Here is a 26,134-nt window from a genome sequence, read left to right on the forward strand (position 1 = left end):
AAAACCGATGGCCTCGTGTCTGGTTCACGTCGCCAACCTCACGGTTGTCGCGCGCTTAAGAGGCGCAGAGTGTCGGTCGCCTGTGTTTCAAACGGAAACACAGCGCAATTATTCAGGGGAACAGCCTGGGATGTATCACCAGAGAATATTCCATTTATACTCGTCGTCTTTCGCGTTGCAGGCATGATGGCTTAACCTGCTCACCTCGATCGGCTGATCCAGATGAGCTCCCGGGAGTCCCGGAGTTGACGCCTTCCTGCGACTTGAAATCCATAGAGCCTGTACCGGTAAGGACTGCAACCCGCAGCCCGCTAACTGTCTGAAAGATCACAACGTCTTACGCCATTGCTGCGTGGGCGATCGGTCAGACAAAATTGGTCATTCCGCTAATGTCTTGTTCTAACAAGATGCAATACGGAAAACGGTCTCATTATTCCATTGCTAACCTTGTTATAGCAAGTTGACTTTCACCTTTTATCACCCGGTTACTCACAGTTTTATCACCTGCCCATACAGATTGTTCTAATAACAAACAATATGGCGGTCAGGCAAACCGTGAAAACAGGATAATGATAAATATAAGCATATAAAAATGAGTGGCGCTAATGCGTCCGGCTATTTAGAATCGCGCACCATGAAAACTGAGACCCCAACCGTAAAAATGGTTGCCATTGCTGCTGATGAAGCGGGGCAACGTATCGACAACTTTTTGCGTACGCAATTGAAAGGCGTACCGAAGAGCATGATTTATCGCATCCTGCGTAAAGGCGAGGTGCGGGTGAATAAAAAACGCGTGAAGCCGGAGTATAAGCTGGAAGCGGGCGATGAAGTCCGTATCCCGCCGGTGCGCGTGGCGGAGCGTGAAGAAGAGGCGGTATCGCCGCATCTACAGAAAGTCGCGGCGCTCTCTGAGGTGATCCTCTATGAAGACGATCATATTCTGGTCCTCAATAAGCCTTCCGGCACTGCGGTACATGGCGGCAGCGGCCTGAGCTTCGGGGTGATTGAAGGGTTGCGCGCCCTGCGCCCGGAGGCGCGCTTCCTTGAGCTGGTGCATCGACTCGACCGCGATACTTCAGGCGTGCTGCTGGTGGCGAAAAAGCGCTCGGCGCTGCGTTCGCTGCACGAGCAGCTGCGCGATAAAGGCATGCAGAAAGACTATCTGGCGCTGGTGCGCGGCCAGTGGCAGTCGCATACCAAAGTAGTGCAGGCCCCGCTATTGAAGAACATTCTGCAGAGCGGGGAGCGAATTGTCCGCGTGAGTCAGGAAGGCAAGCCGTCAGAGACGCGCTTTAAAGTGGAAGAGCGTTATGAATTCGCCACGCTGGTGCGCTGCAGTCCGGTCACCGGGCGCACCCATCAGATTCGCGTTCATACCCAGTATGCCGGCCATCCTATCGCCTTTGACGACCGCTATGGCGACCGCGAATTTGATAAGCAACTCTCAGGTACCGGCTTAAACCGCCTGTTCCTCCACGCTGCTGCGCTGAAGTTTACCCACCCGGGGAGCGGGGAGGTGATGCGCGTTGAGGCGCCGCTGGATAACCAGCTGAAGCACTGTTTACAGGTGCTACGGAAGAGCAAATAAGCGCAACGGCGGAATCAGTTCCGCCGTTTTTTTTGCCTTAGCCTAACAGCGGGTTGTCGTTTTCGCGGCGCAGCATCTGACACAGCGCGATTAAGGGTAACCCGACCAGCGTATTCGGGTCGCGGCCTTCCAGCCGTTCGAACAGCGTAATGCCTAACCCCTCGCTCTTGAAACTCCCGGCGCACTGCAGCGGGTTCTCTTTGCGCACATAGCCTTCGATCTCTTTATCGCTGAGATGGCGGAAGTGGACGTCAAAGGGCTCGCATTCGGTTTGCAGATGACCGCTGGCGGAGTTATACAGCGCCAGGCCGGTATAAAAGGTGACGATTGACCCGCTGGCCTTTCTCAACTGCCTGCGGGCATTTTCCTCGGTGTGCGGTTTACCGGTGATCTCACCGTCCAGTACGCAAACCTGATCGGAGCCTATAATAAGGTGATTGGGGTAGCGCGAGGCCAGGCTCTGCGCTTTGGCCTGCGCCAGCCGGGTGACAAGCTGACGCGCGGATTCTTCAGGACGGGGCGTTTCGTCGACGTCAGGCGCCGCGCATTCAAACGGTAATCCCAGTTTTTCCAGCAGCATGCGCCGCCAGGGAGAGGTTGACGCCAGGATAAGTTCAGACATATTTTTTCATCCACATATAGCGCTTCGCAGAGCATCATCTTAAACTATGCGCCGCAATGTGTGCGAATAAATGGCAAAAGGCAACCTGAGGCTGCCTTTTTCTTTGACTCTATGACATTACAAAGTTAATATGCGCGCCCTATGCAAAAGGTAAAATTACCCCTGACTCTTGATCCGGTACGCACGGCTCAAAAACGCCTTGATTACGAAGGCATCTATGCCCGCGATCAGGTTGAACGTGTAGCCGATTCTGTAGTCAGCGTGGACAGCGATGTGGAATGCAGTATGTCGTTCGCTATCGATAACCAGCGTCTCGCCGTCATTACAGGCGATGCGAAGGTAACGGTAACCCTCGAATGCCAGCGTTGCGGGAAACCGTTCTCCCATCACGTCCACACCACGTATTGTTTTAGCCCCGTCAGAAATGACGAACAGGCCGAAGCACTACCGGAAGCGTATGAGCCGATTGAGGTTAACGAATTCGGTGAAATCGACCTGCAGGCAATGGTCGAGGATGAAATTATCCTCTCCCTGCCCGTAGTTCCGGTGCATGATTCTGAACACTGTGAAGTGTCCGACGCGGACATGGTCTTTGGCGAACTGCCTGAAGAGGCACAAAAACCAAACCCATTTGCCGTATTAGCCAGCTTAAAGCGTAAGTAATTGAGGAGTAAGGTCCATGGCCGTACAACAGAATAAACCAACCCGTTCCAAACGTGGCATGCGTCGTTCCCATGACGCGCTGACCGCAGTCACCAGCCTGTCTGTAGACAAAACTTCTGGTGAGAAACACCTGCGTCACCACATCACTGCCGACGGTTTCTACCGCGGTCGCAAGGTTATCGCTAAGTAATCACGCGATACTCGCAGGATTTCCCGTTGCAGGCCATGGCGGGCGTGTGCGTACCTGGACACTCGGTTAACCCGGTAACCAGAAGCGTCAATGCCCGGATTGTTGCGTCTGCAGCGTGAAAATTCGCGGGTGCCAGCGTGATGAAGCTTAGTGAGGGCTCCCCGGGCAACTGGGGAATCACCGAACCGGGCAGCGACGATACCTTGACACGTCTAACCCTGGCGTTAGATGTCATGGGGGGCGATTTCGGCCCATCCGTGACAGTGCCTGCAGCACTGCAGGCACTGAACTCTAATTCGCAACTCACACTTCTTTTAGTCGGCGATCCCGACGCCATCACGTCATTACTCGCCAAAGCTGACTTCGAACAACGTTCGCGTCTGCAGATTATTCCTGCGCAGTCAGTTATTGCCAGTGATGCGCGACCCGCACAGGCTATCCGCAGCAGTCGCGGAAGCTCAATGCGCGTGGCGCTGGAGCTTGTGAAAGAAGGGCGGGCGGAAGCCTGCGTTAGCGCCGGCAACACCGGCGCGCTGATGGGCCTGGCGAAACTGCTGCTCAAACCGATCGAAGGTATTGAGCGGCCGGCGCTGGTGACGGTTCTGCCGCACCAGCAGAAGGGCAAAACCGTGGTGCTGGATCTCGGCGCCAACGTCGACTGCGACAGCACGATGCTGGTGCAGTTCGCGGTGATGGGCGCGGTGCTGGCGGAAGAGGTGGTCGGCATTGCCAATCCACGCGTCGCCTTGCTGAACATCGGCGAAGAAGAGATGAAAGGCCTCAGCAGCATCCGCGATGCTGCCGCAGTGCTCAAAACGCTGCCTTCCCTCAACTACATCGGCTATCTTGAAGCCAATGAACTGTTGACCGGAAAAACCGATGTGCTGGTTTGTGACGGATTCACGGGCAACGTCACATTAAAAACCATGGAAGGTGTTGTCAGAATGTTCCTTTCACTGCTGAAATCTCAGGGAGAGGGCAAAAAACGGTCGTGGTGGCTGCTGTTACTAAAACGTTGGTTACAAAAAAGCCTGGCGAGGCGATTCAGTCACCTCAACCCCGACCAGTATAATGGCGCCTGTCTGTTAGGATTGCGCGGTTCCGTGATCAAGAGTCATGGTGCTGCCAATCAGCGCGCCTTTAGCGTCGCGATAGAGCAGGCAGTGCAGGCGGTGCAGCGGCAAATTCCTCAACGGATCGCCGCGCGCCTGGAATCTTTATACCCAGCTGGTTTCGAGCTGCCGGAAAGCGACAGTGACGTGAACGCCCGACAGCAAAGCGGGACGAATGGACACCACTGACGCCGCGGCGGTTGAACGAGGCGGGTATATTACCCAAGAGTGACTGAGCGTACATGTATACGAAGATTATTGGTACCGGCAGCTATCTGCCCGAGCAAGTGCGTACAAACGCCGACCTGGAAAAAATGGTAGAGACCTCTGACGAGTGGATTGTCACCCGCACAGGTATCCGTGAGCGTCGTATTGCCGCAGCGCATGAAACAGTTGCTACGATGGGCTTTGAAGCCGCAAAGCAGGCGCTGGCGATGGCGGGCGTGTCCGCGGAGCAAATTGGTCTGATCATCGTTGCGACCACTTCCGGCACGCACGCGTTTCCGAGTTCGGCTTGCCAGATTCAGTCTATGCTGGGCGTCAAAGGCTGCCCGGCGTTTGACGTCGCGGCCGCCTGCGCCGGTTTCACCTATGCGCTGAGCGTCGCCGATCAGTATGTGAAAAACGGCGCGGTGGATTATGCGCTGGTCGTTGGCGCTGATGTGCTGGCGCGCACCTGCGATCCGGCCGATCGCGGGACGATTATTATTTTCGGCGATGGCGCCGGCGCGGTGGTGCTGGGCGCCTCCGAAGAGCCTGGCATTATCTCGACGCATCTGCATGCTGACGGTAGCTATGGCGAACTGCTGACCCTGCCGAACGCCGATCGCGTCGATCCGGAAAATCCGATCTATCTGACGATGGCCGGTAATGAAGTCTTCAAAGTGGCGGTCACCGAGTTAGCGCATATCGTTGATGAGACGCTGGCCGCGAATAATCTTGAACGTTCAGCGCTGGACTGGCTGGTGCCGCATCAGGCAAACCTGCGGATCATCAGCGCGACGGCGAAGAAACTGGGCATGTCGATGGATAACGTCGTAGTGACCCTCGACCGCCATGGCAACACCTCCGCGGCGTCAGTCCCTTGCGCGCTGGATGAGGCCGTCCGCGATGGCCGCATTCAACGTGGGCAGCTGATTTTGCTGGAAGCCTTTGGTGGCGGTTTCACCTGGGGTTCCGCGCTGGTTCGTTTTTAGTATAAGGATTTAAACATGACGCAATTTGCTTTTGTGTTCCCGGGACAGGGCTCTCAGGCCGTAGGCATGCTGGCCGATATGGCGGCGACCTGGCCGGTCATTGAAGAGACCTTCGGTGAAGCTTCCGCAGCGTTGGGTTACGATCTGTGGGCGCTGACGCAACAGGGCCCGGCAGAAGAACTGAATAAGACCTGGCAGACCCAGCCGGCGCTGCTGACCGCCTCCGTGGCGCTGTACCGCGTCTGGCAGCAGCAGGGCGGCAAAGCGCCGGCGCTGTTGGCAGGCCACAGCCTTGGCGAATACTCCGCGCTGGTTTGCGCGGGCGTTATCGCTTTCGCTGACGCCGTTCGCCTGGTTGAACTGCGCGGCAAATTCATGCAGGAAGCCGTACCGGAAGGTACCGGCGCCATGTCAGCGATTATCGGTCTGGACGACGCGGCTATCGCCAAAGCCTGTGAAGACTCGGCCGAAGGGCAGGTCGTCTCTCCGGTGAACTACAATTCCCCGGGACAGGTGGTTATCGCCGGTCACAAAGAGGCCGTCGAACGCGCAGGCGTCGCCTGTAAAGCCGCGGGCGCTAAACGCGCGCTGCCGCTGCCGGTGAGCGTGCCCTCCCACTGTGCGCTGATGAAGCCCGCTGCGGAAAAACTGGCGCTTGAGCTGCAGAACATCACCTTCAACGCGCCGACGATTCCGGTGGTAAATAACGTCGACGTGAAGTGCGAAACCGCGCCGGAAGCCATTCGCGACGCGCTGGTACGCCAGCTGTATAGCCCGGTTCAGTGGACCAAAACCGTTGAGTTTATGGCTGCTCAGGGCGTCACGCATCTGTATGAGGTTGGCCCGGGTAAAGTCCTCACCGGCCTGACCAAACGTATTGTTGACACCCTGACCGCTTCCGCGCTTAACGAGCCGGCGGCGATGTCTGCGGCGCTTGAGCAATAAAAGAGGAAAACCATGAGTTTTGAAGGAAAAATCGCGCTGGTTACCGGTGCAAGCCGCGGTATTGGCCGCGCCATCGCTGAAACGCTCGTCGCCCGCGGCGCGAAAGTTATCGGTACTGCGACCAGCGAAAGCGGCGCGCAGGCGATCAGCGACTATTTAGGCGCCAACGGTAAAGGTCTGATGTTGAATGTGACCGACCCGGCATCTATTGAATCTGTTCTGGAAAATGTGCGCGCAGAGTTTGGCGAAGTGGATATCCTGGTGAATAATGCCGGGATCACTCGCGACAACCTGTTAATGCGCATGAAAGATGACGAGTGGAACGATATTATCGAAACCAACCTGTCATCGGTTTTCCGTCTGTCAAAAGCGGTAATGCGCGCTATGATGAAAAAGCGTCATGGACGTATTATCACTATCGGTTCTGTGGTTGGTACCATGGGAAATGCGGGTCAGGCCAACTACGCTGCGGCGAAAGCGGGTCTGATCGGCTTCAGTAAATCACTGGCGCGTGAAGTTGCGTCACGCGGTATTACTGTAAACGTTGTTGCTCCGGGCTTTATTGAAACGGACATGACGCGTGCGCTGACCGATGAGCAGCGTGCGGGTACGCTGGCGGCAGTTCCTGCGGGGCGCCTTGGCACCCCAAATGAAATCGCCAGCGCGGTGGCATTTTTAGCCTCTGACGAAGCAAGTTACATCACTGGTGAAACCCTGCACGTCAACGGCGGAATGTACATGGTCTGACCGAGATTTGTGCAAAACGTTCAGGAACCGCGCACTTCGCACGGTTCTGTGTGCGGTTTTGTGCGAAAAGATTTGCGTTCTTAGGGCAAACGGCCTCAAAATAGCGCAAAATCGTGGTAAGACCTGCCGGGATTTAGTTGCAAATTTTTCAACATTTTATACACTACGAAAACCATCGCGAAAGCGAGTTTTGATAGGAAATTTAAGAGTATGAGCACTATCGAAGAACGCGTTAAGAAAATTATCGGCGAGCAGCTGGGCGTTAAGCAGGAAGAAGTTACCAACAATGCTTCCTTCGTTGAAGACCTGGGCGCTGATTCTCTTGACACCGTTGAGCTGGTAATGGCTCTGGAAGAAGAGTTTGATACTGAGATTCCGGACGAAGAAGCTGAGAAAATCACCACCGTTCAGGCTGCCATTGATTACATCAACGGCCACCAGGCGTAAGTGAACATCTCCAGGCGGTCATTCGACCGCCTGAGTTTTATCTTTTTTTTGTCCCACAAGAATCTATTTTCCCTCCCTGGAGGACAAACGTGTCTAAGCGTCGTGTAGTTGTGACCGGACTGGGCATGTTGTCTCCTGTCGGCAATACCGTAGAGTCTACCTGGAAAGCTCTCCTTGCCGGTCAGAGTGGCATCAGCCTGATCGACCATTTCGATACTAGCGCCTATGCAACGAAATTTGCTGGCTTAGTAAAGGATTTTAACTGTGATGACATCATCTCGCGCAAAGAGCAGCGCAAGATGGATGCCTTCATTCAATATGGAATTGTCGCTGGCGTTCAGGCCATGCAGGATTCTGGCCTTGAAGTGACGGAAGAGAATGCTACCCGTATTGGCGCCGCGATCGGCTCCGGTATTGGCGGCCTCGGCTTGATCGAAGAAAACCACAGTTCGCTGGTCAACGGTGGACCGCGTAAGATCAGCCCATTCTTCGTTCCCTCCACAATTGTTAACATGGTGGCCGGGCATCTGACCATCATGTTTGGTCTGCGTGGACCAAGTATCTCCATCGCGACCGCCTGTACTTCAGGCGTGCACAACATCGGTCAGGCTGCGCGCATCATCGCCTATGGCGATGCCGATGCGATGGTGGCAGGCGGTGCGGAAAAAGCCAGTACCCCGCTTGGCGTGGGCGGCTTTGGCGCAGCGCGGGCGCTCTCCACGCGCAATGACAACCCGCAGGCGGCAAGCCGTCCGTGGGATAAAGATCGCGACGGCTTCGTGCTGGGCGACGGCGCGGGCATGGTGGTGCTGGAAGAGTACGAGCATGCGAAAAAACGCGGCGCGAAAATCTACGCCGAGATCGTCGGCTTCGGCATGAGCAGCGATGCTTACCACATGACGTCACCGCCGGAAGATGGCGCGGGCGCCGCGCTGGCGATGGTGAATGCCATTCGCGATGCGGGCATCGAACCGGGCCAGATCGGCTACGTCAATGCTCACGGCACCTCGACGCCGGCTGGCGATAAAGCGGAAGCGCAGGCGGTTAAGTCTGTCTTCGGCGATGCGGCGAGCCGCGTACTGGTGAGCTCCACCAAATCCATGACCGGGCATCTGCTGGGCGCGGCAGGGGCGGTAGAGTCGATTTACTCTATCCTGGCGCTGCGCGATCAGGCGGTTCCGCCGACGATCAACCTCGACAACCCGGATGAGGGCTGCGACCTCGACTTCGTTCCGCACGAAGCGCGTCAGGTTTCCGGTATGGAGTACACCCTGTGCAACTCCTTCGGCTTCGGCGGCACTAACGGTTCGCTGATCTTCAAAAAAGTGTGACAGGGCTTGCCCCGGTACTGCTTTAACAAAAGGCCCGTTCGTCGGGCCTTTTTTATTCGGCTTTCTCCGCTTGTCCTCTGCTCCGTGTCCTGAGACACTCACCGACCTGTGAAAAGGAGTCCTTTATGTTCTTGATAAATGGCGTTGAACAGGACACGCTGGCGGCGAACGATCGCGCCGTCCAGTTTGGCGACGGTTGTTTTACCACCGCCCGTATACAGCACGGGCAGGTTGCGTTACTGGACGCCCATCTGCAGCGTTTGCAGACGACCTGCGAAAAGTTACGCATCCCATTTGACGACTGGCTGACGTTGAGCGACGAGATGCAGCGTCTGGCTCGGCCGCACGCCCAGGGTGTGCTTAAGGTGGTCCTCACCCGCGGCGTCGGGGGGAGGGGATACAGCACGGCGGGCTGCGCGTCGCCCACCCGCATTCTGAGCGTCTCTTCGCTTCCGGCGCACTACGCGCGCTGGCGGGAGGAGGGCATTACCCTGACCCGGAGCCCGGTGACCCTGGGGCGCAACCCCTGGCTGGCCGGTCTGAAGCATCTTAACCGTCTGGAGCAGGTGCTGATCCGCTCTCATCTTGAACAGACGGACGCCGATGAGGCGCTGGTCCTTGACAGTGACGGGTGGCTTACGGAATGCTGTGCCGCGAATTTATTCTGGCGTCAGGGACGGGATGTCTTTACTCCGCGACTCGATTATGCCGGGGTCAACGGCATAATGCGGCAGCGTTGTATCGCGCAGCTGGCACCATCGACGTTTCGCGTTGTCGAAGTGACAGCGCGTCCCGAGACGTTGCGGGAGGCCGATGAAGTGCTGATCTGCAATGCGCTTATGCCGCTGGTGCCGGTTCGTCGCTGGGAGGAGACCGTCTGGTCCTCTCGCGAGCTTTACCATTTTTTAGCCCCTTTGTGTGAGCTGTCTGGTTAGTATGAAGAAAATGTTACGTTTTATCCTGTTGCTGGTCGTGCTGTTGGGCATCGCCGCGGCGGCAGGAATGTGGAAGGTACGCCAGCTGGCGGACAGCAAGCTGCTGATTAAAGAAGAGACCATCTTTACCCTCGAAGCCGGCACCGGCCGGCTGGCGCTGGGGCAGGATCTCTATCGCGAGAAGGTGATCAATCGTCCGCGCGTGTTCCAGTGGCTGCTGCGGATGGAGCCTGAGCTGTCTCACTTCAAGGCCGGGACCTATCGTTTCACGCCGCAAATGACGGTACGCGAAATGCTGCAGCTGCTGGCCAGCGGCAAAGAGGCGCAGTTTCCGCTGCGCTTTGTCGAAGGCATGCGCGTCAGCGACTACCTTCGTCAGCTGCGCGATGCCCCCTACGTGAAGCACACGCTTGAAGACGATAGCTACGCGACGGTGGCTAAGGCTTTAGGTCTTGACCACGCCGACTGGGTGGAAGGTTGGTTCTGGCCGGATACCTGGATGTACACCGCCAATACCAGCGACATCGCCATCCTCAAGCGCGCGCATCAGAAAATGGTCACCGAAGTGGCGAAGGTCTGGGAAGGACGGATGGATAATCTGCCCTATGACGATCAGAATCAGCTGTTGACCATGGCCTCGATTATTGAGAAAGAGACCGCGGTGGCGGAAGAGCGCGATCGCGTCGCGTCGGTGTTTATCAACCGCCTGCGCATCGGCATGCGTTTACAGACTGATCCAACGGTGATCTACGGGATGGGAGAAGGGTATAATGGTAAGTTAACGCGTAAGGATCTGGAGACGCCGACCGCGTACAATACCTATACCATCAGCGGCCTGCCGCCAGGCCCTATTGCGGTGCCGGGCGAAGCGTCGCTGAAGGCGGCCGCCCATCCGGCGAAAACGCCATACCTCTATTTTGTCGCCGACGGGAAAGGGGGCCATACGTTTACCACAAACCTGGTCAGCCATAACCGCGCGGTGCAGGACTATCTGAAAGTACTTAAGGAAAAAAATGCGCAGTAACTATATCGTCATCGAGGGGCTGGAGGGCGCCGGGAAGACCACCGCACGTCAACTGGTGGTGGAGACGCTGCAGTCGGCAGGTATTCACGATATGGTGTTTACCCGTGAGCCGGGGGGCACAATCCTTGCCGAAAAACTGCGTAGCCTGGTGCTGGATATCCAGTCCACGGGCGATGAAGTGATTAACGATAAAGCGGAAGTGCTGATGTTTTACGCGGCGCGCGTCCAGCTTGTGGAGACCGTGATTAAGCCTGCTCTGGCTCGCGGCCAGTGGGTGATCGGCGATCGTCACGATCTCTCCACTCAGGCCTATCAGGGTGGCGGCAGGGGGATTGACCGCACGATGCTGGCGACGCTGCGTGACGCCGTTCTCGGCGATTTTCGCCCCAATTTGACGCTGTACCTCGACGTCACGCCGGAAGTGGGCCTGCGGCGCGCCCGCGCCCGCGGCGAACTGGATCGCATTGAGCAGGAGTCCATGAACTTCTTCAATCGTACCCGCGCGCGCTACCTTGAGCTGGCCGCGGCGGATCCTTCTATCCGCACGGTGGACGCGACGCAGCCGCTGGATGCCGTCGCGCGCGATATTCGCGCCACGATCGTCCAGTGGATGGCGGAGCAACCGGCATGAAATGGTATCCGTGGCTGCGCCCCTCGTTCGAGCAACTGGTCGGTAGCTATCAGGCCGGACGAGGCCACCACGCCTTACTGTTACAATCCCTGAGCGGGATGGGCGGCGAGGCGTTGATGTATGCGCTGTGCCGCTTCCTGATGTGCCGCCAGCCCGAAGGGCATAAAAGCTGCGGTCACTGCCACAGTTGCCAGCTGATGCAGGCCGGTACGCACCCCGATTACTACCCGCTGAGCCCCGAGAAAGGCAAGAGCGCGCTGGGTATTGACGCGGTGCGCGATGTCAACGACAAGCTCTATGAGCGCGCGCGCCTCGGTGGGGCGAAGGTGGTATGGATTAGCGATGCCGCCTTGCTGACCGATGCCGCCGCCAACGCGTTGCTGAAAACGCTGGAGGAGCCGCCGGAAAATACCTGGTTCTTCCTCGCTTGCGAGGAGCCGGCGCGTCTGCTGACCACTCTGCGCAGTCGCTGCCGCCTGCACCACCTGTCGCCGCCGACGGAATCTTATGCCCTGGCCTGGCTGGAGCGAGAGGTGAACCTGCCGCAGGAGGCGCTGCTGACCGCGTTACGTCTGTGCGCCAGCGCGCCGGCCGCCGCGCTTGAGCTGCTTAAGGAGCCGCAGTGGACGGCGCGACAGCAGCTGTGTCAGGCGCTGGCGACCACGCTGGCGAGCGGTGACTGGCTGGCGCTGCTGCCAATACTCAATCATGAACAGGCGGCGGTTCGCCTGCACTGGCTGGCATCGCTGCTGGTCGATGCGCAAAAACGACAGCAGGGAATTGCCCTGGTGAGTAATCCGGATGTCTGTCCGCTGCTGGAGCAGTTGGCGCATAGTCTGCCCGCCTCCCGGCTGCAGGCGATTGCCCATGACGTCTGTACCTGCCGCGAGCAATTGCTGAACGTCGTCGGCGTCAACCGCGAACTGCTGCTCACCGAGCGCCTGCTGCGCTGGGAACATTACCTGCAACCCGGGACGGTTTTACCCGTCTCCCACCTCTGAGTGAGACATTATGTTTTTAGTCGACTCCCACTGCCATCTTGATGGTCTGGATTATCAAACTCTGCACAAAAACGTCGATGACGTGCTGGCAAAAGCGGCCGCGCGCGATGTGAAATTTTGCCTGGCGGTCGCCACGACGCTGCCTGGCTACCGCAGTATGCGCGAGCTGGTAGGGAGGCGTGACAATGTCGTTTTCTCCTGTGGCGTGCACCCGTTAAACCAGGACGAGCCCTACGAGGTGGAGACGCTGCGCACGCTGGCGGCGGAAGAGGGCGTCGTCGCGATGGGAGAGACCGGGCTGGATTATTTTTATACCCCGGAGACCAAAGCCCAGCAGCAAACCTCATTCCGTGACCATATCCGCATCGGCCGGGAGCTGAATAAGCCAGTGATCGTGCATACCCGTGACGCTCGCGCCGATACCCTGGCCATTTTACGTGAAGAAAAGGTGACGGATTGCGGAGGCGTACTACACTGTTTCACTGAGGACAGGGAGACGGCGGGTAAGCTGCTCGACATGGGGTTCTATATCTCGTTTTCCGGTATCGTCACTTTCCGTAACGCCGAGCAACTGCGCGATGCGGCGCGCTATGTTCCGCTGGATCGTCTGCTGGTGGAGACCGATTCGCCGTACCTGGCGCCGGTACCCCATCGCGGCAAAGAGAACCAGCCGGCGATGGTTCGTGACGTTGCTGAATACATGGCGGTACTGAAGGGTGTGTCGCTGGAGCAACTGGCTCAGCAGACCACCGACAATTTTGCCACGCTGTTCCACATTGACCCCGCCCGCTTGCAACCTGCTTGATCTGCTTATTATTTTAAGGCTCGTAATTAATAGCCAAAGCGAGTAAAGTTCACCGCCACAAAAGTGGCGGTGAAGGTTTTTTGGCAACATCTGGATACAACTTATGTAAGCTGATGTAAATTTTTACCGGAAGGCTGATTGAAACGTGATAGCCGTCAAACAATCATCCCGTTAATTATTTTACTCTGTGTAATAAATAAAGGGCGCTTAGATGTCCTGTCCACGGCGCGGTTCTCCCCCCGGGCCAATGCGTGAAAACGTAAAAAAGTACCAAATACTCAGGAGCACTCTCAATTATGTTTAAGAATGCATTTGCTAACCTGCAGAAGGTCGGTAAATCGCTGATGCTGCCGGTATCCGTACTGCCTATCGCAGGTATCCTGCTGGGCGTCGGTTCCGCAAACTTCAGCTGGCTGCCAGCCGTGGTCTCCCACGTCATGGCAGAAGCAGGCGGTTCTGTTTTCGCCAACATGCCGCTGATCTTCGCTATCGGTGTGGCCCTCGGCTTCACCAATAACGACGGTGTATCCGCACTGGCTGCAGTCGTAGCTTACGGCATCATGGTGAAAACCATGGCGGTGGTTGCGCCGCTGGTGCTGCATTTACCTGCTGACGAGATTGCGGCAAAACACCTGGCTGATACCGGCGTGCTTGGCGGTATTATCTCCGGTGCTATCGCCGCGTACATGTTCAACCGCTTCTATCGCATCAAGCTGCCAGAATATCTCGGCTTCTTTGCGGGCAAGCGCTTTGTACCGATTATCTCTGGTCTGGCCGCTATCTTCACCGGCGTGATCCTCTCCTTCATTTGGCCGCCGATCGGTTCCGCGATCCAGACCTTCTCCCAGTGGGCTGCTTATCAGAACCCGGTGGTGGCGTTTGGTATCTACGGTTTCATCGAGCGTTGCCTGGTGCCGTTTGGTCTGCACCACATCTGGAACGTTCCTTTCCAGATGCAGATCGGCGAATACACCAACGCGGCGGGTCAGGTATTCCACGGCGATATCCCGCGCTACATGGCAGGCGACCCGACTGCGGGCAAACTGTCTGGCGGCTTCCTGTTCAAAATGTACGGTCTGCCGGCAGCGGCTATCGCGATTTGGCACTCTGCTAAACCGGAAAACCGCGCCAAAGTGGGCGGTATCATGATCTCCGCCGCGCTGACCTCGTTCCTGACCGGTATCACCGAGCCGATCGAGTTCTCGTTCATGTTCGTGGCGCCGATCCTGTACGTTATCCATGCCATCCTGGCGGGTCTGGCGTTCCCGATCTGTATCCTGCTGGGTATGCGTGACGGTACCTCGTTCTCTCACGGCCTGATCGACTTTATCGTGCTGTCCGGTAACAGCAGCAAGCTGTGGCTGTTCCCGATCGTCGGTATCTGCTATGCGATCGTGTACTACGTCATTTTCCGCGTGCTGATTAAAGCCCTGGATCTGAAAACCCCGGGTCGTGAAGATACCACCGAAGAGAGCAAAGCTGGCGCAACCAGCGAGATGGCTCCGGCTCTGGTCGCCGCTTTCGGCGGTAAAGAGAACATCACCAACCTCGACGCATGTATTACTCGTCTGCGTGTTAGCGTGGCGGATGTAGCGAAAGTTGACCAGGCTGGCCTGAAAAAACTGGGCGCCGCTGGCGTGGTAGTGGCAGGTTCTGGCGTACAGGCCATCTTCGGTACCAAGTCCGATAACCTGAAAACTGAAATGGATGAGTACATCCGTAACAGTTAAGACGTAGTATCGGGGAGACTAAGGCAGCCAACTGGCTGCCTTTTTTACGTCACCAGATCGGCCTTCCAGAGGCGATAACCCCGCAAACTGTCCGCCAAATGCTTATTCCCTCAGCAGCTAAGTCTATAGTTGAATAAGAAAAAGAGCTTTCAGGTTGAAAGAGAGGGAGGATGTCGCTCATACTCTTACCGTAACCTGTGCGTCCGCGTTTATCTGCAGAAGCAGGCCAGCGTACGGGATAAAACTAATAAGGAATCAGTCATGGCAGAAGAAACGATTTTCAGCAAAATCATTCGCCGGGAGATCCCGTCGGATATGGTTTATCAGGATGAGCTTGTGACCGCTTTTCGCGACATCTCCCCGCAGGCGCCCACCCACATTCTGATTGTCCCGAACGTTCTGATTCCTACCGTAAATGACGTTACCACTGAACATGAACTGGCCCTGGGCCGGATGATGACCGTCGCGGCGAAGATTGCCCGCGATGAAGGCCTCGCCGACGATGGCTACCGGTTGATCGTCAACTGCAACCGTCACGGCGGCCAGGAAGTTTACCATATCCATATGCATCTGCTGGGCGGTCGTCCGCTGGGTCCGATGCTGGCGCACAAAGGTTAACGTCATGCTCAGGACCCTTTTGGGCGCGTGTCTGGCGGCGGGACTGCTGGCCGGATGTAGTTCACATCCGGAGATCCCGGTTTCTGACCAGCAGGCGCTGGTGATGGAGTCGAGCGTGCTGGCCGCCGGGATCAGCGCCAGCGAGCCTGTCGTCGTGGCGACGGAGATCCAGGCCACCGCCTCCTCTACGCTGTATAACGAGCGCCAACAGCCGGTCACCGTGCATTATCGTTTTTTCTGGTATGACGCCCGAGGGCTGGAGATGCACCCTCTGGAGGCGCCGCGCACCATCGTGGTTCCGGCTCGCTCCTCGGTGACGTTGTATGGCAGCGCCAATATCCTGGGGGCGCATAAGGCCCGCCTTTATCTTTATCTGTAAGGGGTAATTATAATGATGAAAATGTGTCGCTATGCGTTAATCACAGCACTGGCGATATTCCTCGCAGGCTGTGCGGGGCTGCGTGAGCAGCCCGCGCCGGTAGAAGAGGCCAAACCGCAGCCGCAGCAGCCTGCGCAGCCGCAGCCCACGGTGCCGACGGTACCGGCGGTGCCATCCGTCCCGTCGCAGCCAGGACCGATTGAGCATCAGGATCAGCAGTCGGGTCAGCCGGCGCCGCGCGTGCGTCATTATGACTGGAACGGCGCGGTGCAGCCGATGGTGGGACAGATGCTGCAGGCGGGCGGGGTCAATGCCGGCAGTATTCTGCTGGTTGACAGCGTGAACAACCGCACCAACGGTTCGCTGAATGCCGGAGAAGCTACCACCGCGTTACGCAACGCGCTGGCGGGCAACGGCAAATTTACCCTTGTTTCACCGCAGCAGCTGGCGGTCGCCAAGCAGCAGCTGGGCCTGTCGCCGCAGGACAGCCTCGGCAGCCGCAGCAAAGCCATGGGCATCGCCCGCAATGTGGGCGCGCAGTATGTGCTTTACTCCAATGCCACCGGCAACGTCAACGCGCCTGAGCTGAAGATGCAGTTGATGCTGGTGCAAACCGGCGAGATTATCTGGTCAGGTAAAGGTGCTGTTCAGCAACAATAAGCTAACGCGCGACGAGCTCTTGTCGCGCTTCTTTCCCCACTATCATCCTGTCGCCTCGCTGAGCCAGACCGGCCTCAGCGGCGGCAGTGTGATTATCAGCGACGGCGACCGGCGACGAGTGCTGCGTCAGCCGCACGACCCGTCTGCCGCTGCCTGTTATTTTCGCCGTCAGTATCGCGCGCTGCGCCGGCTGCCTGCCAGGCTGGCGCCCAACCCCCTGTTTTACTCGCCCTGCTGGATGGTGGTGGAGTATTGCGCGGGTGAGGTGAAAAGCGAGTTACCTGACTGCCCGCAGCTGTCTGCCTTATTGTATGATTTGCATCAGCAACCGCGGTTCGGCTGGCGTGTGAGTCTCGGGCCGCTGCTGGCGCAGTACTGGCAGAGGAGCGATCCGGCCCGGCGCACGCCGCGCTGGCTACGCTGGCATCAGCGGCTGTGCCGCCGGGGCGAGCCTCGTCCTCTGCGCCTGGCGCCGCTGCATATGGACGTCCATGCCGGCAATATTATCCACAGCGACGCCGGTCTGAAGCTGATCGACTGGGAATATGCCGGCGATGGCGATATCGCGCTGGAGCTGGCCGCCGTATGGATCGCCCCGGGCGAGCGCCGCCAGCTGGTGACGGCGTATGCCCGGCGGGCGGCCATCGACCCGCAGCAGCTATGGCGGCAGGTGGCGCGCTGGCGTCCGTGGGTACTGCTGCTGATGGCGGGCTGGTATGAAATGCGCTGGCGGCAGAGCGGGGATCGGCAATTTATCACGCTGGCAGATGAAACATGGTGTCAGTTAGACAACGAACGCAAAGGATAAGAGAGGTCAGTGTGGGCCCAGTGATGTTGGATGTTGAAGGGTATGAACTGGATGCGGAAGAGCGAGAGATTCTGGCGCATCCGCTGGTGGGAGGGTTGATCCTCTTCACCCGAAATTATCACGATCCGGCGCAGCTGCGGGAGCTGGTGCGCCAGATCCGCGAAGCCTCCCGTAACCATCTGGTGGTGGCGGTCGATCAGGAAGGGGGACGCGTTCAGCGTTTCCGCGAAGGCTTTACCCGTTTACCGGCGGCCCAGTCTTTCGCCGCGCTGCTGGGGATGGAAGAGGGGGGCAAACTGGCCGCCGAGGCCGGCTGGCTGATGGCCAGCGAAATGATCGCCATGGACATCGATATTAGCTTTGCGCCGGTGCTGGACGTCGGCCATATCAGCGCCGCGATCGGCGAACGTTCTTATCATGAAGATCCGCAGAAAGCGCTGACGATGGCGCGTCACTTCATTGACGGCATGCACGCTGCGGGCATGAAAACCACCGGCAAACACTTCCCGGGACACGGGGCGGTGACTGCCGATTCGCACAAAGAGACCCCGTTCGATCCGCGTCCGGCATCGGTCATCCGCGACCACGATATGGCGATATTCAAAAGCCTTATCGCCGAGCAGCGTCTGGATGCCATTATGCCGGCGCATGTGATTTATCCGGAGCTCGATCCGCGTCCGGCCAGCGGTTCAGCGTACTGGCTGAAGACGGTGCTGCGCGGCGAGCTGGGCTTCAACGGGGTGATTTTCTCCGACGATCTGTCGATGGAAGGGGCGGCGATCATGGGTAGCTATGCCGAACGCGGCCAGGCATCGCTCGACGCCGGTTGCGATATGATACTGGTCTGCAATAATCGTAAGGGCGCGGTCAGTGTGCTGGATAACCTGTCGCCGATCAAAGCAGAGCGTGTTACGAAATTGTATCATAAAGGTTCCTTTTCCCGTCAGGAGTTAAGGGATTCAGCCCGTTGGAAAACGGTGAGTGCCCAGCTGGAGCAGCTTCATGCGCGCTGGCAAGAGGCGAAGTCCGCGTAACGCTCTGCGGGGCGTTGTTGTCTGGTGAGGATGCAATGATTATCTATTTACACGGTTTTGACTCGAACAGCCCCGGTAACCACGAGAAGGTGATGCAGTTGCAGTTTATTGACCCTGACGTGCGGTTGATAAGCTACAGCACGCGCCACCCCAAGCACGACATGCAGCATTTGCTGAAAGAGGTCGATAAAATGCTGCAGCTTACCGCCGATGACCGGCCGCTGATCTGCGGCGTTGGACTCGGCGGTTACTGGGCTGAGCGGATTGGTTTCCTGTGCGATATTCGTCAGGCGGTGTTCAATCCGAACCTGTTTCCGCATGAGAATATGGAAGGCAAAATCGACCGACCGGAAGAGTATGCTGACATCGCCACCAAGTGCGTGACCAACTTTCGCGAGAAGAACCGCGATCGCTGCCTGGTGGTGCTTTCCCGGCAGGACGAAGCGCTGGACAGCCAGCGTTCCGCCGACCTTCTGCACCACTATTATGAAATTATCTGGGATGAAGAGCAGACCCATAAGTTTAAAAACATCTCGCCGCACCTGCAGCGGCTGAAAGCGTTTAAAACCCTCGGTTAAGCCTTTTTCCCCTGTCTCCAAACCCGCGCCGGGTTCACCGCGCGGGTTTTTTCATGTCTACACTTATTGGTTTCGCTGAAAAAATACGCGACAAAACTTGATGCACATCAATTTTGGTATGACCAATGCACCGTTCATGGTATTCTCGACAGTGCTGAATGGTTTCATTGACGTAACTTGTTGTTAAATAAAGGCTATTTTAATAACTGTTATTTAACAATTGGTTAATAATTTTAGGGGTACACATGACTACGCCATTGAAAAAAATCGTAATTGTGGGTGGCGGCGCAGGCGGACTGGAACTGGCAACTCAGCTGGGGAAAAAGTTAGGGCGCCATAAGAAAGCGAAAATCACCCTGGTGGACCGTAACCACAGCCATCTGTGGAAGCCGCTGCTGCACGAAGTGGCCACCGGTTCTCTGGATGAAGGCGTTGATGCGCTGAGCTATCTGGCCCATGCCCGCAACCACGGCTTCCAGTTCCAGCTGGGGTCGGTGGTCGATATCAATCGCGAAGGGAAGACCATCACCCTCGGCGAGCTGCGCAATGAAAAAGGCGAGCTGCTGGTGGCTGAGCGTAAACTGCCGTACGACACGCTGGTAATGGCGCTGGGCAGTACCTCGAATGACTTTAACACCCCTGGGGTGAAAGAGAACTGCATTTTCCTCGACAACCCGCATCAGGCGCGTCGTTTCCATCAGGAGATGCTCAACCTGTTCCTTAAGTACTCCGCGAACCTTGGCGCTAACGGTAAAGTGAACATTGCCATCGTCGGTGGCGGCGCCACCGGCGTGGAACTCTCCGCTGAGTTGCATAATGCCGTGAAACAGCTGCACAGCTACGGTTACAAAGGGCTGACCAACGAAGCGCTGAACGTCACGCTGGTCGAAGCGGGCGAACGCATTCTGCCTGCGCTGCCGCCGCGCATTTCCGGCGCGGCGCACAATGAGCTGACCAAGCTGGGCGTACGGGTGCTGACGCAGACCATGGTCACCAGCGCCGATGCGGGCGGCCTGCACACCAAAGATGGCGAATATATTGAAGCGGATCTGATGGTCTGGGCGGCCGGGATCAAAGCGCCAGATTTCATGAAAGAGATCGGCGGCCTGGAAACCAACCGTATCAATCAGCTGGTGGTTGAGCCGACGCTGCAGACCACCCGCGACGCGGATATTTTCGCCATCGGCGATTGCGCCTCCTGCGCCCGTCCGGAAGGCGGGTTTGTGCCACCGCGTGCTCAGGCGGCGCACCAGATGGCCACCTGCGCGCTGAATAACATCCTCGCGCAGATGAAAGGCAAACCGCTGAAGGCGTATACCTATAAAGACCATGGCTCGCTGGTGTCGCTGTCCAATTACTCCACCGTCGGCAGCCTGATGGGCAACCTGATGCGCGGCTCGATGATGGTGGAAGGGCGCATTGCGCGCTTCGTGTACATCTCCCTGTACCGTATGCACCAGATCGCCCTGCACGGCTATTTCAAAACCGGCCTGATGATGCTGGTTGGTCGCATCAACCGCATCATTCGCCCGCGTCTCAAGCTGCACTAATCGCTATCGCGACCCGGAGCGCGCCCTGGCGGCGCCTCCGGGCTCTTCTGCTGAACCGGCGGGGATCTCGCTCGGAATCCTCTGAATCCCTTTGATTTGCAGCGAATTCTCGCACTTTTCATCCGCTATCTGATTTGCGCCTTCCCGGGTCCGGTTGCAAAATTGTATCAACAGCAACAAAGGAGGATCTCCCGTGAATAAATCTATGTTGGCGGGTATAGGGATAGGCGTGGCTGCCGCGCTGGGCGTTGCAGCTGTCGCTGGTCTCAACGTGTTAGATCGCGGCCCGCAGTATGCGCAAGTGGTCTCCAGTACACCGATTAAAGAAACCGTGAAAACGCCGCGCCAGGAATGCCGCAATGTCACCGTGACCCATCGTCGTCCGGTACAGGATGAAAACCGCATCGCCGGTTCCGTGCTGGGCGCGGTGGCGGGCGGGGTGATTGGCCACCAGTTCGGCGGCGGTCACGGACGCAGCGTGGCGACGGTAGTGGGCGCGCTGGGCGGCGGCTATGCCGGTAACCAGATCCAGGGCGCGATGCAGGATAACGACACCTACACCACCACGCAGCAGCGCTGCAAAACGGTGTATGACAAATCCGACAAAATGCTGGGCTACGATGTGACCTATAAGATAGGCGATCAGCAGGGGAAAATCCGTATGGATCACGATCCTGGCAGCCAGATCCCGCTGGACAACAACGGCCAGCTGGTCCTGAACAACAAAATCTAAAAACAGATTTGTGTAATGATTAGCCCCTCAATCGCTCAGGCTGAGGGGCTTTTTTTGTCAGAAAGTTAACGCGTAATTCAGACCGAAGGTACGGCCACGGCCTTTATATTCATACAGCGACGAGCTGCCGTAGGTTGGGCTGTAGAGCAGCGGCGCGCGCTGGCCCCAGATGGTGACATAATCTTCGTTAAGCAGGTTTTCGATACTGAAGGTCAGTTTCCCCACCGGCAGCGCGTAACTGCCGATAAAATCGACGGTATTATAGCCTTCCAGCTTGTTGCCGGCGGCGTCGCTGAGGTCAAACACCTGCTGGCTCTGCACGCGCAGGCTCCACGGATCCGGCGCCCAGCCTACCCAGGCGGTGGCTTTGGACGGCGAGGCGAGGGTGACGTCCCATTTTTGCCAGCGGCCATCGGTCTGCACCTGTGATTTCAGCACGTTGAAGTTGCCGCCGACGCTCCAGTCGCTGTCCGGAATAAAGTAATCGACCGCTCCCTCAACGCCGTAAATACGCCGCTTGTCGGACTGAACATCGATGGTCATGTCGGTACGGTTGACCACGATGGTCTTATCCGAAGTCGAGTAATACGCCGCCAGCTGGGTGCGCAGGTTATCGCCGGTGTAGCGCCAGCCCAGCTCATACGAGTTAACTTTGATCCCCTGCAGCGGCGAGTCATCGACGTTGACGCTGGAGAGCAGCGGCAGATGACCATTGACCGCGGCGCCGTATTTCCCGATGCCATAGTATTTACCCGGATCCGGCAGCTCAACGCCCTGCGAGAAGTTAAACCAGGTCTGTTGACGCTCGGTCAGATGGGCGACGATCCCGGCGTTAAACAGGAAGTTGTCATAATCGGTTTTGCCGCCTTTGATGGCGTCGGCGGAGCGCGCTTTGCCGTTGGCGATATCCTGTTGCTGGGCGTAGCCGACAAAGTCGTCAACCCGGTTTTCGGTCCACTGGTAGCGAACCCCGCCGCTAATGGTAAAGATATCGTTCAGATCGTAGCTTGACTGCAGGAACGGCGCGACGTTGGAGATGCTGTATCCTGGGTAGCGGCCGGTGGTATAGATCGATTCGTTGTGCAGCCCACCGGAAGCCAGCGATTGTTGCAGATCGAAGAACATCTGATTGGCATTGAAGGTCTCATGATCGGCGTCGAGACCCCAGGTGAGATCCCAGCCCGCCAGCGGCTGACTGTTCAGGGTCAGCTTTGCCCCATACTGATCGGTATCCTGCTGCGACGAGGAGAAACTGCTGACCTGGCCTTTGCTGAGCGTCGGGAACGGATAGAAGGTGAGGGATTCATCGCGATAGTACACCTGGCTCACCAGATTCTGACCGAAGAAGTCGGCATCGGAGTACTGGAGGCTGATCAGATGGCGCTCGGTGCCGGGGATACGATCGGAATTGAGCCCATCGGTGGTGTACGCTTTGCCGCCGCTGGTCACCGCGGACATATTCTTTCCGAGCCACAGGCCATAGTCATCATCGCCCTGGCTTTTATAATACTGGGTGACCAGCTGCAGCTGGCGGTTGTCGTCGATCTCGATCGTCCCCGTTCCCATGACGTCCAGACGGTCGGAGTGCTGGAGCCCCGTTTGGGTGTTATCGAGGAGCAGCGCATCGTTGTTGCCATCGTACCAGCCGCCGAAACGCTGATAGGCTACCGATAAACGCCCGGACGCGTGGTCTGTCCCGCCGCTGACGGCCGCCGCGACGCGCTCATCATGATCGTTGCTGTTGGCAAACCCGCTCTTGCTGCCCACCTCAAGATCGACCTGCCGATCCTGCTGCCCTTTTTTGGTGACGATGTTGATAAGTCCGCCGGTACTGCCGCCGCCGTACAGTGAGGTCGCCCCGGAGATCACTTCGATATGTTCGATGTTGAACGGATCGATGGCGTCGAGCTGGCGACTGTCGGTGCGTGAGGAGTTGAGCCGGACGCCGTCAATCAGCACGACGATGGCGCGCCCGCGCATGTTCATCCCGTAATTGGTGCGCCCCTGGCTGCTGACATCGATGCCCGGGATCAGCTGCGCCAGCACGTCTTTGAACTCTTTCCCGCCCTGGACCTGCTGCTCAATCTCCTGGCCCTCAATGACCCAGGTGGTTTGGGCCATCTCGGCCACGGTGCGGTGGGTGCGGTTCGCGCTAACGATGATGCTGTCTTCATCAGACTGAGCCGCCAGCGCAGGCAGCGCGCTGGCCAGCAGCAGAGGGTGGAGCACCCAGAGGCGCTTTTTCATATCCATTCCTTTTATGAGCAAGTTGCTTTGTCGTTGTTATGGGCCGGCGTCGGCCGGTATTCGTTACAATGCGAAACATCTGGAAAAACTCAAAAAAGGATTTTGCACATAATGAATATCGCAATCAATATCATTTGCGTTTATCTTGCGCGAGAAAAGGTAATAAAAATCAATCTATTTTGTGGGGGTAAAGCGAAACGGCGGGCGGTTCCGGCGGCAGAATACCGCCGGAAGCGGGGCGCATCAGGACTCGAGGACCAGCGGCCAGAGACGGAGAGTGGTGTCAGTGATTTGCATCAGTTTGTCGAAATCGGCGCCTTCCCGTGCGCTGATGGACATCCCCTGCAGGACACAGTTGAGAAACTGCGCGAGCTGCGCCACGTCGCGGCCCGCGGGCAGTTCGCCCTGCGCTTGCCGCTGCTGTAGAAACTGGGTTAGCGCCTGCTCCTGCATCGCATGGCGGGATTTGATGGTGTTGGCGATATCCGTCGAGGAGGCGGCCAGCGCGGCGGAGGTATTGATGATAAAGCAGCCGGCCGGCGTCTCTTTGCTGGTAAAGCAGGTGGCGACCGCGGTGAAGTAGTCGCGCAACGCCCGATCGACGGTTTTTCCCTCAGCAAACAGCACGGCTTCGTGCTTCGCGGCAAAGCGCGAAATGTAACGATCCAATACTGCGCGGAACAGTCCTTCTTTATTCACAAATTCCGCATACAGGGTGGGGGCTTTTGCTCCTGTCGCCTCGACCAGATCGGCGAGCGAGGTCGCCTCATAGCCGTGCTGCCAGAAGAGTGTCATGGCTTTGTCCAGCGCCGCATCCCTGTCGAACACCTTCGGTCGGCCACGGCTTTTTTTGGCGCAACTTTGAACGTCAGTTGTCATGATGCCGTTGTACCTATGTTGGTTTGGTGAATGGCCATTATAAAAATAAACGATCGCCGGGGCCAGCGCTGTTGGTTCAAAAATAAATAATTCATATGCGTATGAAAATTAAGCATTTTATAAATAGTTAAACGATCGTTATAAAAATGCGTTGACGTGTGACTTAGATCACATTATTATTTACCTATCGATCGTTAAGTTAATGCTTACGACCCTACTATAAAATTCATCTGCATAGGTATAATAATCATGAAAACCGTTAATACTCTGGCTATTGCCGCCGTGCTTAGCTCCCTCTCTTTCGCCAGCTTTGCCGCTGTTGAGGTGCAGTCCACCCCAGCCGGCCAGCATAAAGTGGGCACCATCTCTGCGTCCGCAGGGACTAACCTGGGGTCGCTGGAAGACCAGCTGGCGCAGAAAGCGGATGAAATGGGCGCCACCTCATACCGTATTACTTCGGTAACCGGCCCGAATACTCTTCACGGTACCGCGGTTATCTACAAGTAAACCCGATGCGTCGCTGCCCGGCCCCCTTCACCGGTCAGCGATGAGTAAGACCCTGTTGTACCCCTGTTTGACCCTTGCCAACAAAAAACCCGCCGTCAGGCGGGTTTTTTGTTTTCTGCAGCGTGAGGTTACAGCGACTGCGGACCAGGGTCGGCATGACGGGTAACGTCAATGGGCATGCCCGAGCGGTAATTCATCGCGCGCTCCATTACCGTACCGTCGGTCTGCGGCGCCTGTTTGAACGCCTTCATGGCCGCGTTAAGCGTAATAGGCAGCGTCTGCGGGTCGTCATCGATATGCTCAGACAGCGGCTGGTGGATTTCGACCAGACGGCGGCCGTCCGGCTCCACCGACGCCTTAATCGGCGTGTTGATAATATTCACCTTCGTGCCCGGCGAGATCGCGTTGTACAGCGCCTTGATATCGTTGTCGCGCAGACGAATACAGCCGGAGCTGACGCGCATGCCGATGCCGAAATCGGCATTGGTGCCGTGCAGGAGATAGACTCCGCCATAGGCGGCAAGGCGGATAGCGTGATGGCCCATCGGGTTGTCAGGACCGGCAGGCACCACCGCCGGCAGCTCAATCCCCATCGCTTTGTAGCGCGCGCGAATGTTAGCGGTTGGCGTCCAGGTCGGATTAGCCCGCTTGTCGGACACGGTGGTGACCATCGTCGGTGTGATGGTGGTTCCGCCCAGTTGGCCGATGCCGATCGGGTAGACGGTCACTTCATTCTTGCCCGGCGGGTAATAGTAGAGGCGCAGTTCGGCAAGGTTGATCACCAGCCCTTCGCGCGGCGCATCGGGCAGCAGCGTTTGCAGGGGGATAGTCAGCACGCTGCCGGCGCGCGGAACATAGGGGTCTACCCCGGGATTGGCCTGCAGCAGGGCCAGAAAGCCGACATTGTACTTTTTGGCAATCGCCTCCAGCGAACCGCCGTTATCCTGTACCACATGGAACTGATTCTGCCCCACCAGCCGGCTGCCCGGCGGGGGAAGGGGCCAGGTGTTAGCGCGCGCAGGCAGCGCCAGCGCGGCAACCAGCGCGACCAGCGCCAGCGCCAGGGGGAAACGGTTTCTCATTACCATAACTCCAAAATATATAACTGGTTATTTTTATATGAAAAAGGAGATGAGATTATGGCGTGAGTCTGTGTGGGGAAATCCAGGCGGAT

General features: G+C 57.4%; 30 protein-coding genes. 25 read left to right on the plus strand and 5 right to left on the minus strand.

Annotated elements, in window-relative coordinates; genetic code table 11:
* Positions 1 to 634: 634 nt before the first annotated feature.
* A complete protein-coding gene (rluC, locus tag ABLV54_RS01775) occupies positions 635 to 1,588 on the plus strand; it encodes a 23S rRNA pseudouridine(955/2504/2580) synthase RluC (protein ID WP_012542245.1) in 954 nt (317 codons plus the stop codon).
* 37 nt (positions 1,589 to 1,625) lie between these two features.
* Here the strand turns inward: rluC and ABLV54_RS01780 are convergent, their stop codons facing one another.
* Positions 1,626 to 2,210: a nucleoside triphosphate pyrophosphatase gene (locus ABLV54_RS01780; protein WP_023289135.1), complete on the minus strand. Its 585-nt coding sequence runs from the start codon at positions 2,208 to 2,210 to the stop codon at positions 1,626 to 1,628.
* Between the two features lie 141 nt (positions 2,211 to 2,351).
* On the opposite strand from ABLV54_RS01780, the gene yceD reads away from it, so the two are divergent.
* The 22 genes from yceD to ABLV54_RS01890 all read left to right on the plus strand — a co-directional run bounded on the left by yceD (position 2,352) and on the right by ABLV54_RS01890 (position 21,327).
* The gene (gene yceD, locus ABLV54_RS01785; protein WP_017900733.1) at positions 2,352 to 2,873 is read left to right on the plus strand and encodes a 23S rRNA accumulation protein YceD; all 522 of its coding nucleotides are present in this window, start codon (positions 2,352 to 2,354) and stop codon (positions 2,871 to 2,873) included.
* 16 nt (positions 2,874 to 2,889) lie between these two features.
* A complete protein-coding gene (gene rpmF / locus ABLV54_RS01790; protein WP_000290724.1) occupies positions 2,890 to 3,063 on the plus strand; it encodes a 50S ribosomal protein L32 in 174 nt (57 codons plus the stop codon).
* A gap of 203 nt (positions 3,064 to 3,266) precedes the next feature.
* A complete protein-coding gene (gene plsX / locus ABLV54_RS01795) occupies positions 3,267 to 4,364 on the plus strand; it encodes a phosphate acyltransferase PlsX (protein WP_202821078.1) in 1,098 nt (365 codons plus the stop codon).
* A 53-nt stretch (positions 4,365 to 4,417) separates the two neighbouring features.
* Positions 4,418 to 5,371 carry a beta-ketoacyl-ACP synthase III gene (locus tag ABLV54_RS01800; RefSeq protein WP_002899288.1) on the plus strand — a complete coding sequence of 318 codons (954 nt, stop codon included), beginning with the start codon at positions 4,418 to 4,420 and terminating at the stop codon, positions 5,369 to 5,371.
* Between the two features lie 15 nt (positions 5,372 to 5,386).
* A complete protein-coding gene (fabD, locus tag ABLV54_RS01805; RefSeq protein WP_050534254.1) occupies positions 5,387 to 6,316 on the plus strand; it encodes an ACP S-malonyltransferase in 930 nt (309 codons plus the stop codon).
* Positions 6,317 to 6,328: 12 nt separating this feature from the next.
* The gene (fabG, locus tag ABLV54_RS01810) at positions 6,329 to 7,063 is read left to right on the plus strand and encodes a 3-oxoacyl-ACP reductase FabG (RefSeq protein WP_002899294.1); all 735 of its coding nucleotides are present in this window, start codon (positions 6,329 to 6,331) and stop codon (positions 7,061 to 7,063) included.
* A gap of 210 nt (positions 7,064 to 7,273) precedes the next feature.
* A complete protein-coding gene (acpP, locus tag ABLV54_RS01815; RefSeq protein ID WP_000103754.1) occupies positions 7,274 to 7,510 on the plus strand; it encodes an acyl carrier protein in 237 nt (78 codons plus the stop codon).
* A gap of 89 nt (positions 7,511 to 7,599) precedes the next feature.
* A complete protein-coding gene (gene fabF / locus ABLV54_RS01820) occupies positions 7,600 to 8,841 on the plus strand; it encodes a beta-ketoacyl-ACP synthase II (RefSeq protein ID WP_002900666.1) in 1,242 nt (413 codons plus the stop codon).
* 125 nt (positions 8,842 to 8,966) lie between these two features.
* Positions 8,967 to 9,776, plus strand: coding sequence for an aminodeoxychorismate lyase (gene pabC, locus ABLV54_RS01825; protein WP_023289139.1), 810 nt, complete (start codon positions 8,967 to 8,969; stop codon positions 9,774 to 9,776).
* 1 nt (position 9,777) lies between these two features.
* Positions 9,778 to 10,800, plus strand: coding sequence for a cell division protein YceG (gene yceG / locus ABLV54_RS01830; protein ID WP_023289140.1), 1,023 nt, complete (start codon positions 9,778 to 9,780; stop codon positions 10,798 to 10,800).
* A complete protein-coding gene (tmk, locus tag ABLV54_RS01835; RefSeq protein ID WP_023289141.1) occupies positions 10,790 to 11,431 on the plus strand; it encodes a dTMP kinase in 642 nt (213 codons plus the stop codon). The genes yceG and tmk overlap by 11 nt, the downstream gene beginning before the upstream one ends.
* The gene (holB, locus tag ABLV54_RS01840) at positions 11,428 to 12,432 is read left to right on the plus strand and encodes a DNA polymerase III subunit delta' (RefSeq protein ID WP_050534255.1); all 1,005 of its coding nucleotides are present in this window, start codon (positions 11,428 to 11,430) and stop codon (positions 12,430 to 12,432) included. The genes tmk and holB overlap by 4 nt, the downstream gene beginning before the upstream one ends.
* Positions 12,433 to 12,442: 10 nt before the next feature.
* Positions 12,443 to 13,237: a metal-dependent hydrolase gene (locus tag ABLV54_RS01845; RefSeq protein ID WP_032452441.1), complete on the plus strand. Its 795-nt coding sequence runs from the start codon at positions 12,443 to 12,445 to the stop codon at positions 13,235 to 13,237.
* A 296-nt stretch (positions 13,238 to 13,533) separates the two neighbouring features.
* Positions 13,534 to 14,967: a PTS glucose transporter subunit IIBC gene (gene ptsG / locus ABLV54_RS01850; protein WP_002900680.1), complete on the plus strand. Its 1,434-nt coding sequence runs from the start codon at positions 13,534 to 13,536 to the stop codon at positions 14,965 to 14,967.
* Positions 14,968 to 15,228: 261 nt separating this feature from the next.
* A complete protein-coding gene (hinT, locus tag ABLV54_RS01855; RefSeq protein WP_032452442.1) occupies positions 15,229 to 15,585 on the plus strand; it encodes a purine nucleoside phosphoramidase in 357 nt (118 codons plus the stop codon).
* A 4-nt stretch (positions 15,586 to 15,589) separates the two neighbouring features.
* Complete coding sequence (locus tag ABLV54_RS01860) at positions 15,590 to 15,964, plus strand: YcfL family protein (protein WP_004204572.1); 375 nt, start codon at positions 15,590 to 15,592, stop codon at positions 15,962 to 15,964.
* A gap of 21 nt (positions 15,965 to 15,985) precedes the next feature.
* A complete protein-coding gene (gene lpoB, locus ABLV54_RS01865) occupies positions 15,986 to 16,624 on the plus strand; it encodes a penicillin-binding protein activator LpoB (protein ID WP_072096711.1) in 639 nt (212 codons plus the stop codon).
* Positions 16,605 to 17,432 (plus strand): thiamine kinase, encoded by an 828-nt coding sequence (gene thiK / locus ABLV54_RS01870; protein WP_050534256.1) that lies wholly within the window; start codon positions 16,605 to 16,607, stop codon positions 17,430 to 17,432. The genes lpoB and thiK overlap by 20 nt, the downstream gene beginning before the upstream one ends.
* A 23-nt stretch (positions 17,433 to 17,455) precedes the next feature.
* Entirely contained in the window at positions 17,456 to 18,466 is a 1,011-nt protein-coding gene (nagZ, locus tag ABLV54_RS01875; RefSeq protein ID WP_072096707.1) for a beta-N-acetylhexosaminidase, read from the plus strand.
* A 35-nt stretch (positions 18,467 to 18,501) separates the two neighbouring features.
* Positions 18,502 to 19,044 (plus strand): alpha/beta hydrolase YcfP, encoded by a 543-nt coding sequence (gene ycfP / locus ABLV54_RS01880; RefSeq protein WP_002900775.1) that lies wholly within the window; start codon positions 18,502 to 18,504, stop codon positions 19,042 to 19,044.
* Positions 19,045 to 19,289: 245 nt separating this feature from the next.
* Complete coding sequence (locus ABLV54_RS01885; RefSeq protein ID WP_008805997.1) at positions 19,290 to 20,594, plus strand: NAD(P)/FAD-dependent oxidoreductase; 1,305 nt, start codon at positions 19,290 to 19,292, stop codon at positions 20,592 to 20,594.
* Between the two features lie 193 nt (positions 20,595 to 20,787).
* On the plus strand, positions 20,788 to 21,327 hold the full coding sequence (locus tag ABLV54_RS01890; protein ID WP_002900781.1) for a glycine zipper 2TM domain-containing protein: 540 nt from the start codon (positions 20,788 to 20,790) through the stop codon (positions 21,325 to 21,327).
* Positions 21,328 to 21,384: 57 nt separating this feature from the next.
* Here the strand turns inward: ABLV54_RS01890 and ABLV54_RS01895 are convergent, their stop codons facing one another.
* Positions 21,385 to 23,574 carry a TonB-dependent siderophore receptor gene (locus tag ABLV54_RS01895; RefSeq protein ID WP_048297236.1) on the minus strand — a complete coding sequence of 730 codons (2,190 nt, stop codon included), beginning with the start codon at positions 23,572 to 23,574 and terminating at the stop codon, positions 21,385 to 21,387.
* A gap of 68 nt (positions 23,575 to 23,642) precedes the next feature.
* Here ABLV54_RS01895 and ABLV54_RS01900 point away from each other — a divergent pair, with 68 nt between their 5' ends.
* Positions 23,643 to 23,765 (plus strand): hypothetical protein, encoded by a 123-nt coding sequence (locus ABLV54_RS01900; RefSeq protein ID WP_004140642.1) that lies wholly within the window; start codon positions 23,643 to 23,645, stop codon positions 23,763 to 23,765.
* A gap of 52 nt (positions 23,766 to 23,817) precedes the next feature.
* Here ABLV54_RS01900 and ABLV54_RS01905 read toward each other — a convergent pair whose 3' ends face one another.
* Together ABLV54_RS01905 and ABLV54_RS01910 are read right to left on the minus strand one after the other, a co-directional pair.
* Entirely contained in the window at positions 23,818 to 24,453 is a 636-nt protein-coding gene (locus ABLV54_RS01905) for a TetR/AcrR family transcriptional regulator (protein ID WP_023289148.1), read from the minus strand.
* The gene (locus ABLV54_RS01910; RefSeq protein WP_044522093.1) at positions 24,450 to 24,569 is read right to left on the minus strand and encodes a hypothetical protein; all 120 of its coding nucleotides are present in this window, start codon (positions 24,567 to 24,569) and stop codon (positions 24,450 to 24,452) included. Before ABLV54_RS01910 ends, ABLV54_RS01905 begins: the two co-directional genes overlap by 4 nt.
* Before the next feature lie 133 nt (positions 24,570 to 24,702).
* Between ABLV54_RS01910 and bhsA the strand changes: the two genes are divergently transcribed.
* Positions 24,703 to 24,960 carry a multiple stress resistance protein BhsA gene (bhsA, locus tag ABLV54_RS01915; protein WP_002900788.1) on the plus strand — a complete coding sequence of 86 codons (258 nt, stop codon included), beginning with the start codon at positions 24,703 to 24,705 and terminating at the stop codon, positions 24,958 to 24,960.
* Positions 24,961 to 25,088: 128 nt separating this feature from the next.
* On the opposite strand, the gene ABLV54_RS01920 is transcribed toward bhsA, so the two are convergent.
* The gene (locus tag ABLV54_RS01920; protein WP_023289149.1) at positions 25,089 to 26,042 is read right to left on the minus strand and encodes a L,D-transpeptidase family protein; all 954 of its coding nucleotides are present in this window, start codon (positions 26,040 to 26,042) and stop codon (positions 25,089 to 25,091) included.
* Positions 26,043 to 26,134 lie beyond the last annotated feature (92 nt).

The organism is Klebsiella sp. JB_Kp042, assembly GCF_040065275.1.
In the GTDB taxonomy this organism is placed as follows: domain Bacteria; phylum Pseudomonadota; class Gammaproteobacteria; order Enterobacterales; family Enterobacteriaceae; genus Klebsiella; species Klebsiella quasipneumoniae.

Coding starts and splice junctions, on each gene's coding strand:
- ABLV54_RS01845 (WP_032452441.1), top strand. CDS start 12,443: ATGTTTTTAGTCGACTCCCACTGCCATCTTGATGGTCTGGATTATCAA.
- ptsG (WP_002900680.1), top strand. CDS start 13,534: ATGTTTAAGAATGCATTTGCTAACCTGCAGAAGGTCGGTAAATCGCTG.
- pabC (WP_023289139.1), top strand. CDS start 8,967: ATGTTCTTGATAAATGGCGTTGAACAGGACACGCTGGCGGCGAACGAT.
- ABLV54_RS01910 (WP_044522093.1), bottom strand. CDS start 24,569: ATGCTTAATTTTCATACGCATATGAATTATTTATTTTTGAACCAACAG.
- ABLV54_RS01800 (WP_002899288.1), top strand. CDS start 4,418: ATGTATACGAAGATTATTGGTACCGGCAGCTATCTGCCCGAGCAAGTG.
- yceD (WP_017900733.1), top strand. CDS start 2,352: ATGCAAAAGGTAAAATTACCCCTGACTCTTGATCCGGTACGCACGGCT.
- ABLV54_RS01780 (WP_023289135.1), bottom strand. CDS start 2,210: ATGTCTGAACTTATCCTGGCGTCAACCTCTCCCTGGCGGCGCATGCTG.
- bhsA (WP_002900788.1), top strand. CDS start 24,703: ATGAAAACCGTTAATACTCTGGCTATTGCCGCCGTGCTTAGCTCCCTC.
- rpmF (WP_000290724.1), top strand. CDS start 2,890: ATGGCCGTACAACAGAATAAACCAACCCGTTCCAAACGTGGCATGCGT.
- holB (WP_050534255.1), top strand. CDS start 11,428: ATGAAATGGTATCCGTGGCTGCGCCCCTCGTTCGAGCAACTGGTCGGT.
- ABLV54_RS01860 (WP_004204572.1), top strand. CDS start 15,590: ATGCTCAGGACCCTTTTGGGCGCGTGTCTGGCGGCGGGACTGCTGGCC.
- rluC (WP_012542245.1), top strand. CDS start 635: ATGAAAACTGAGACCCCAACCGTAAAAATGGTTGCCATTGCTGCTGAT.
- ABLV54_RS01895 (WP_048297236.1), bottom strand. CDS start 23,574: ATGAAAAAGCGCCTCTGGGTGCTCCACCCTCTGCTGCTGGCCAGCGCG.
- ABLV54_RS01905 (WP_023289148.1), bottom strand. CDS start 24,453: ATGACAACTGACGTTCAAAGTTGCGCCAAAAAAAGCCGTGGCCGACCG.
- acpP (WP_000103754.1), top strand. CDS start 7,274: ATGAGCACTATCGAAGAACGCGTTAAGAAAATTATCGGCGAGCAGCTG.
- hinT (WP_032452442.1), top strand. CDS start 15,229: ATGGCAGAAGAAACGATTTTCAGCAAAATCATTCGCCGGGAGATCCCG.
- yceG (WP_023289140.1), top strand. CDS start 9,778: ATGAAGAAAATGTTACGTTTTATCCTGTTGCTGGTCGTGCTGTTGGGC.
- lpoB (WP_072096711.1), top strand. CDS start 15,986: ATGTGTCGCTATGCGTTAATCACAGCACTGGCGATATTCCTCGCAGGC.
- ycfP (WP_002900775.1), top strand. CDS start 18,502: ATGATTATCTATTTACACGGTTTTGACTCGAACAGCCCCGGTAACCAC.
- ABLV54_RS01920 (WP_023289149.1), bottom strand. CDS start 26,042: ATGAGAAACCGTTTCCCCCTGGCGCTGGCGCTGGTCGCGCTGGTTGCC.
- tmk (WP_023289141.1), top strand. CDS start 10,790: ATGCGCAGTAACTATATCGTCATCGAGGGGCTGGAGGGCGCCGGGAAG.
- ABLV54_RS01885 (WP_008805997.1), top strand. CDS start 19,290: ATGACTACGCCATTGAAAAAAATCGTAATTGTGGGTGGCGGCGCAGGC.
- nagZ (WP_072096707.1), top strand. CDS start 17,456: ATGTTGGATGTTGAAGGGTATGAACTGGATGCGGAAGAGCGAGAGATT.
- fabG (WP_002899294.1), top strand. CDS start 6,329: ATGAGTTTTGAAGGAAAAATCGCGCTGGTTACCGGTGCAAGCCGCGGT.
- ABLV54_RS01900 (WP_004140642.1), top strand. CDS start 23,643: ATGCGAAACATCTGGAAAAACTCAAAAAAGGATTTTGCACATAATGAA.
- fabD (WP_050534254.1), top strand. CDS start 5,387: ATGACGCAATTTGCTTTTGTGTTCCCGGGACAGGGCTCTCAGGCCGTA.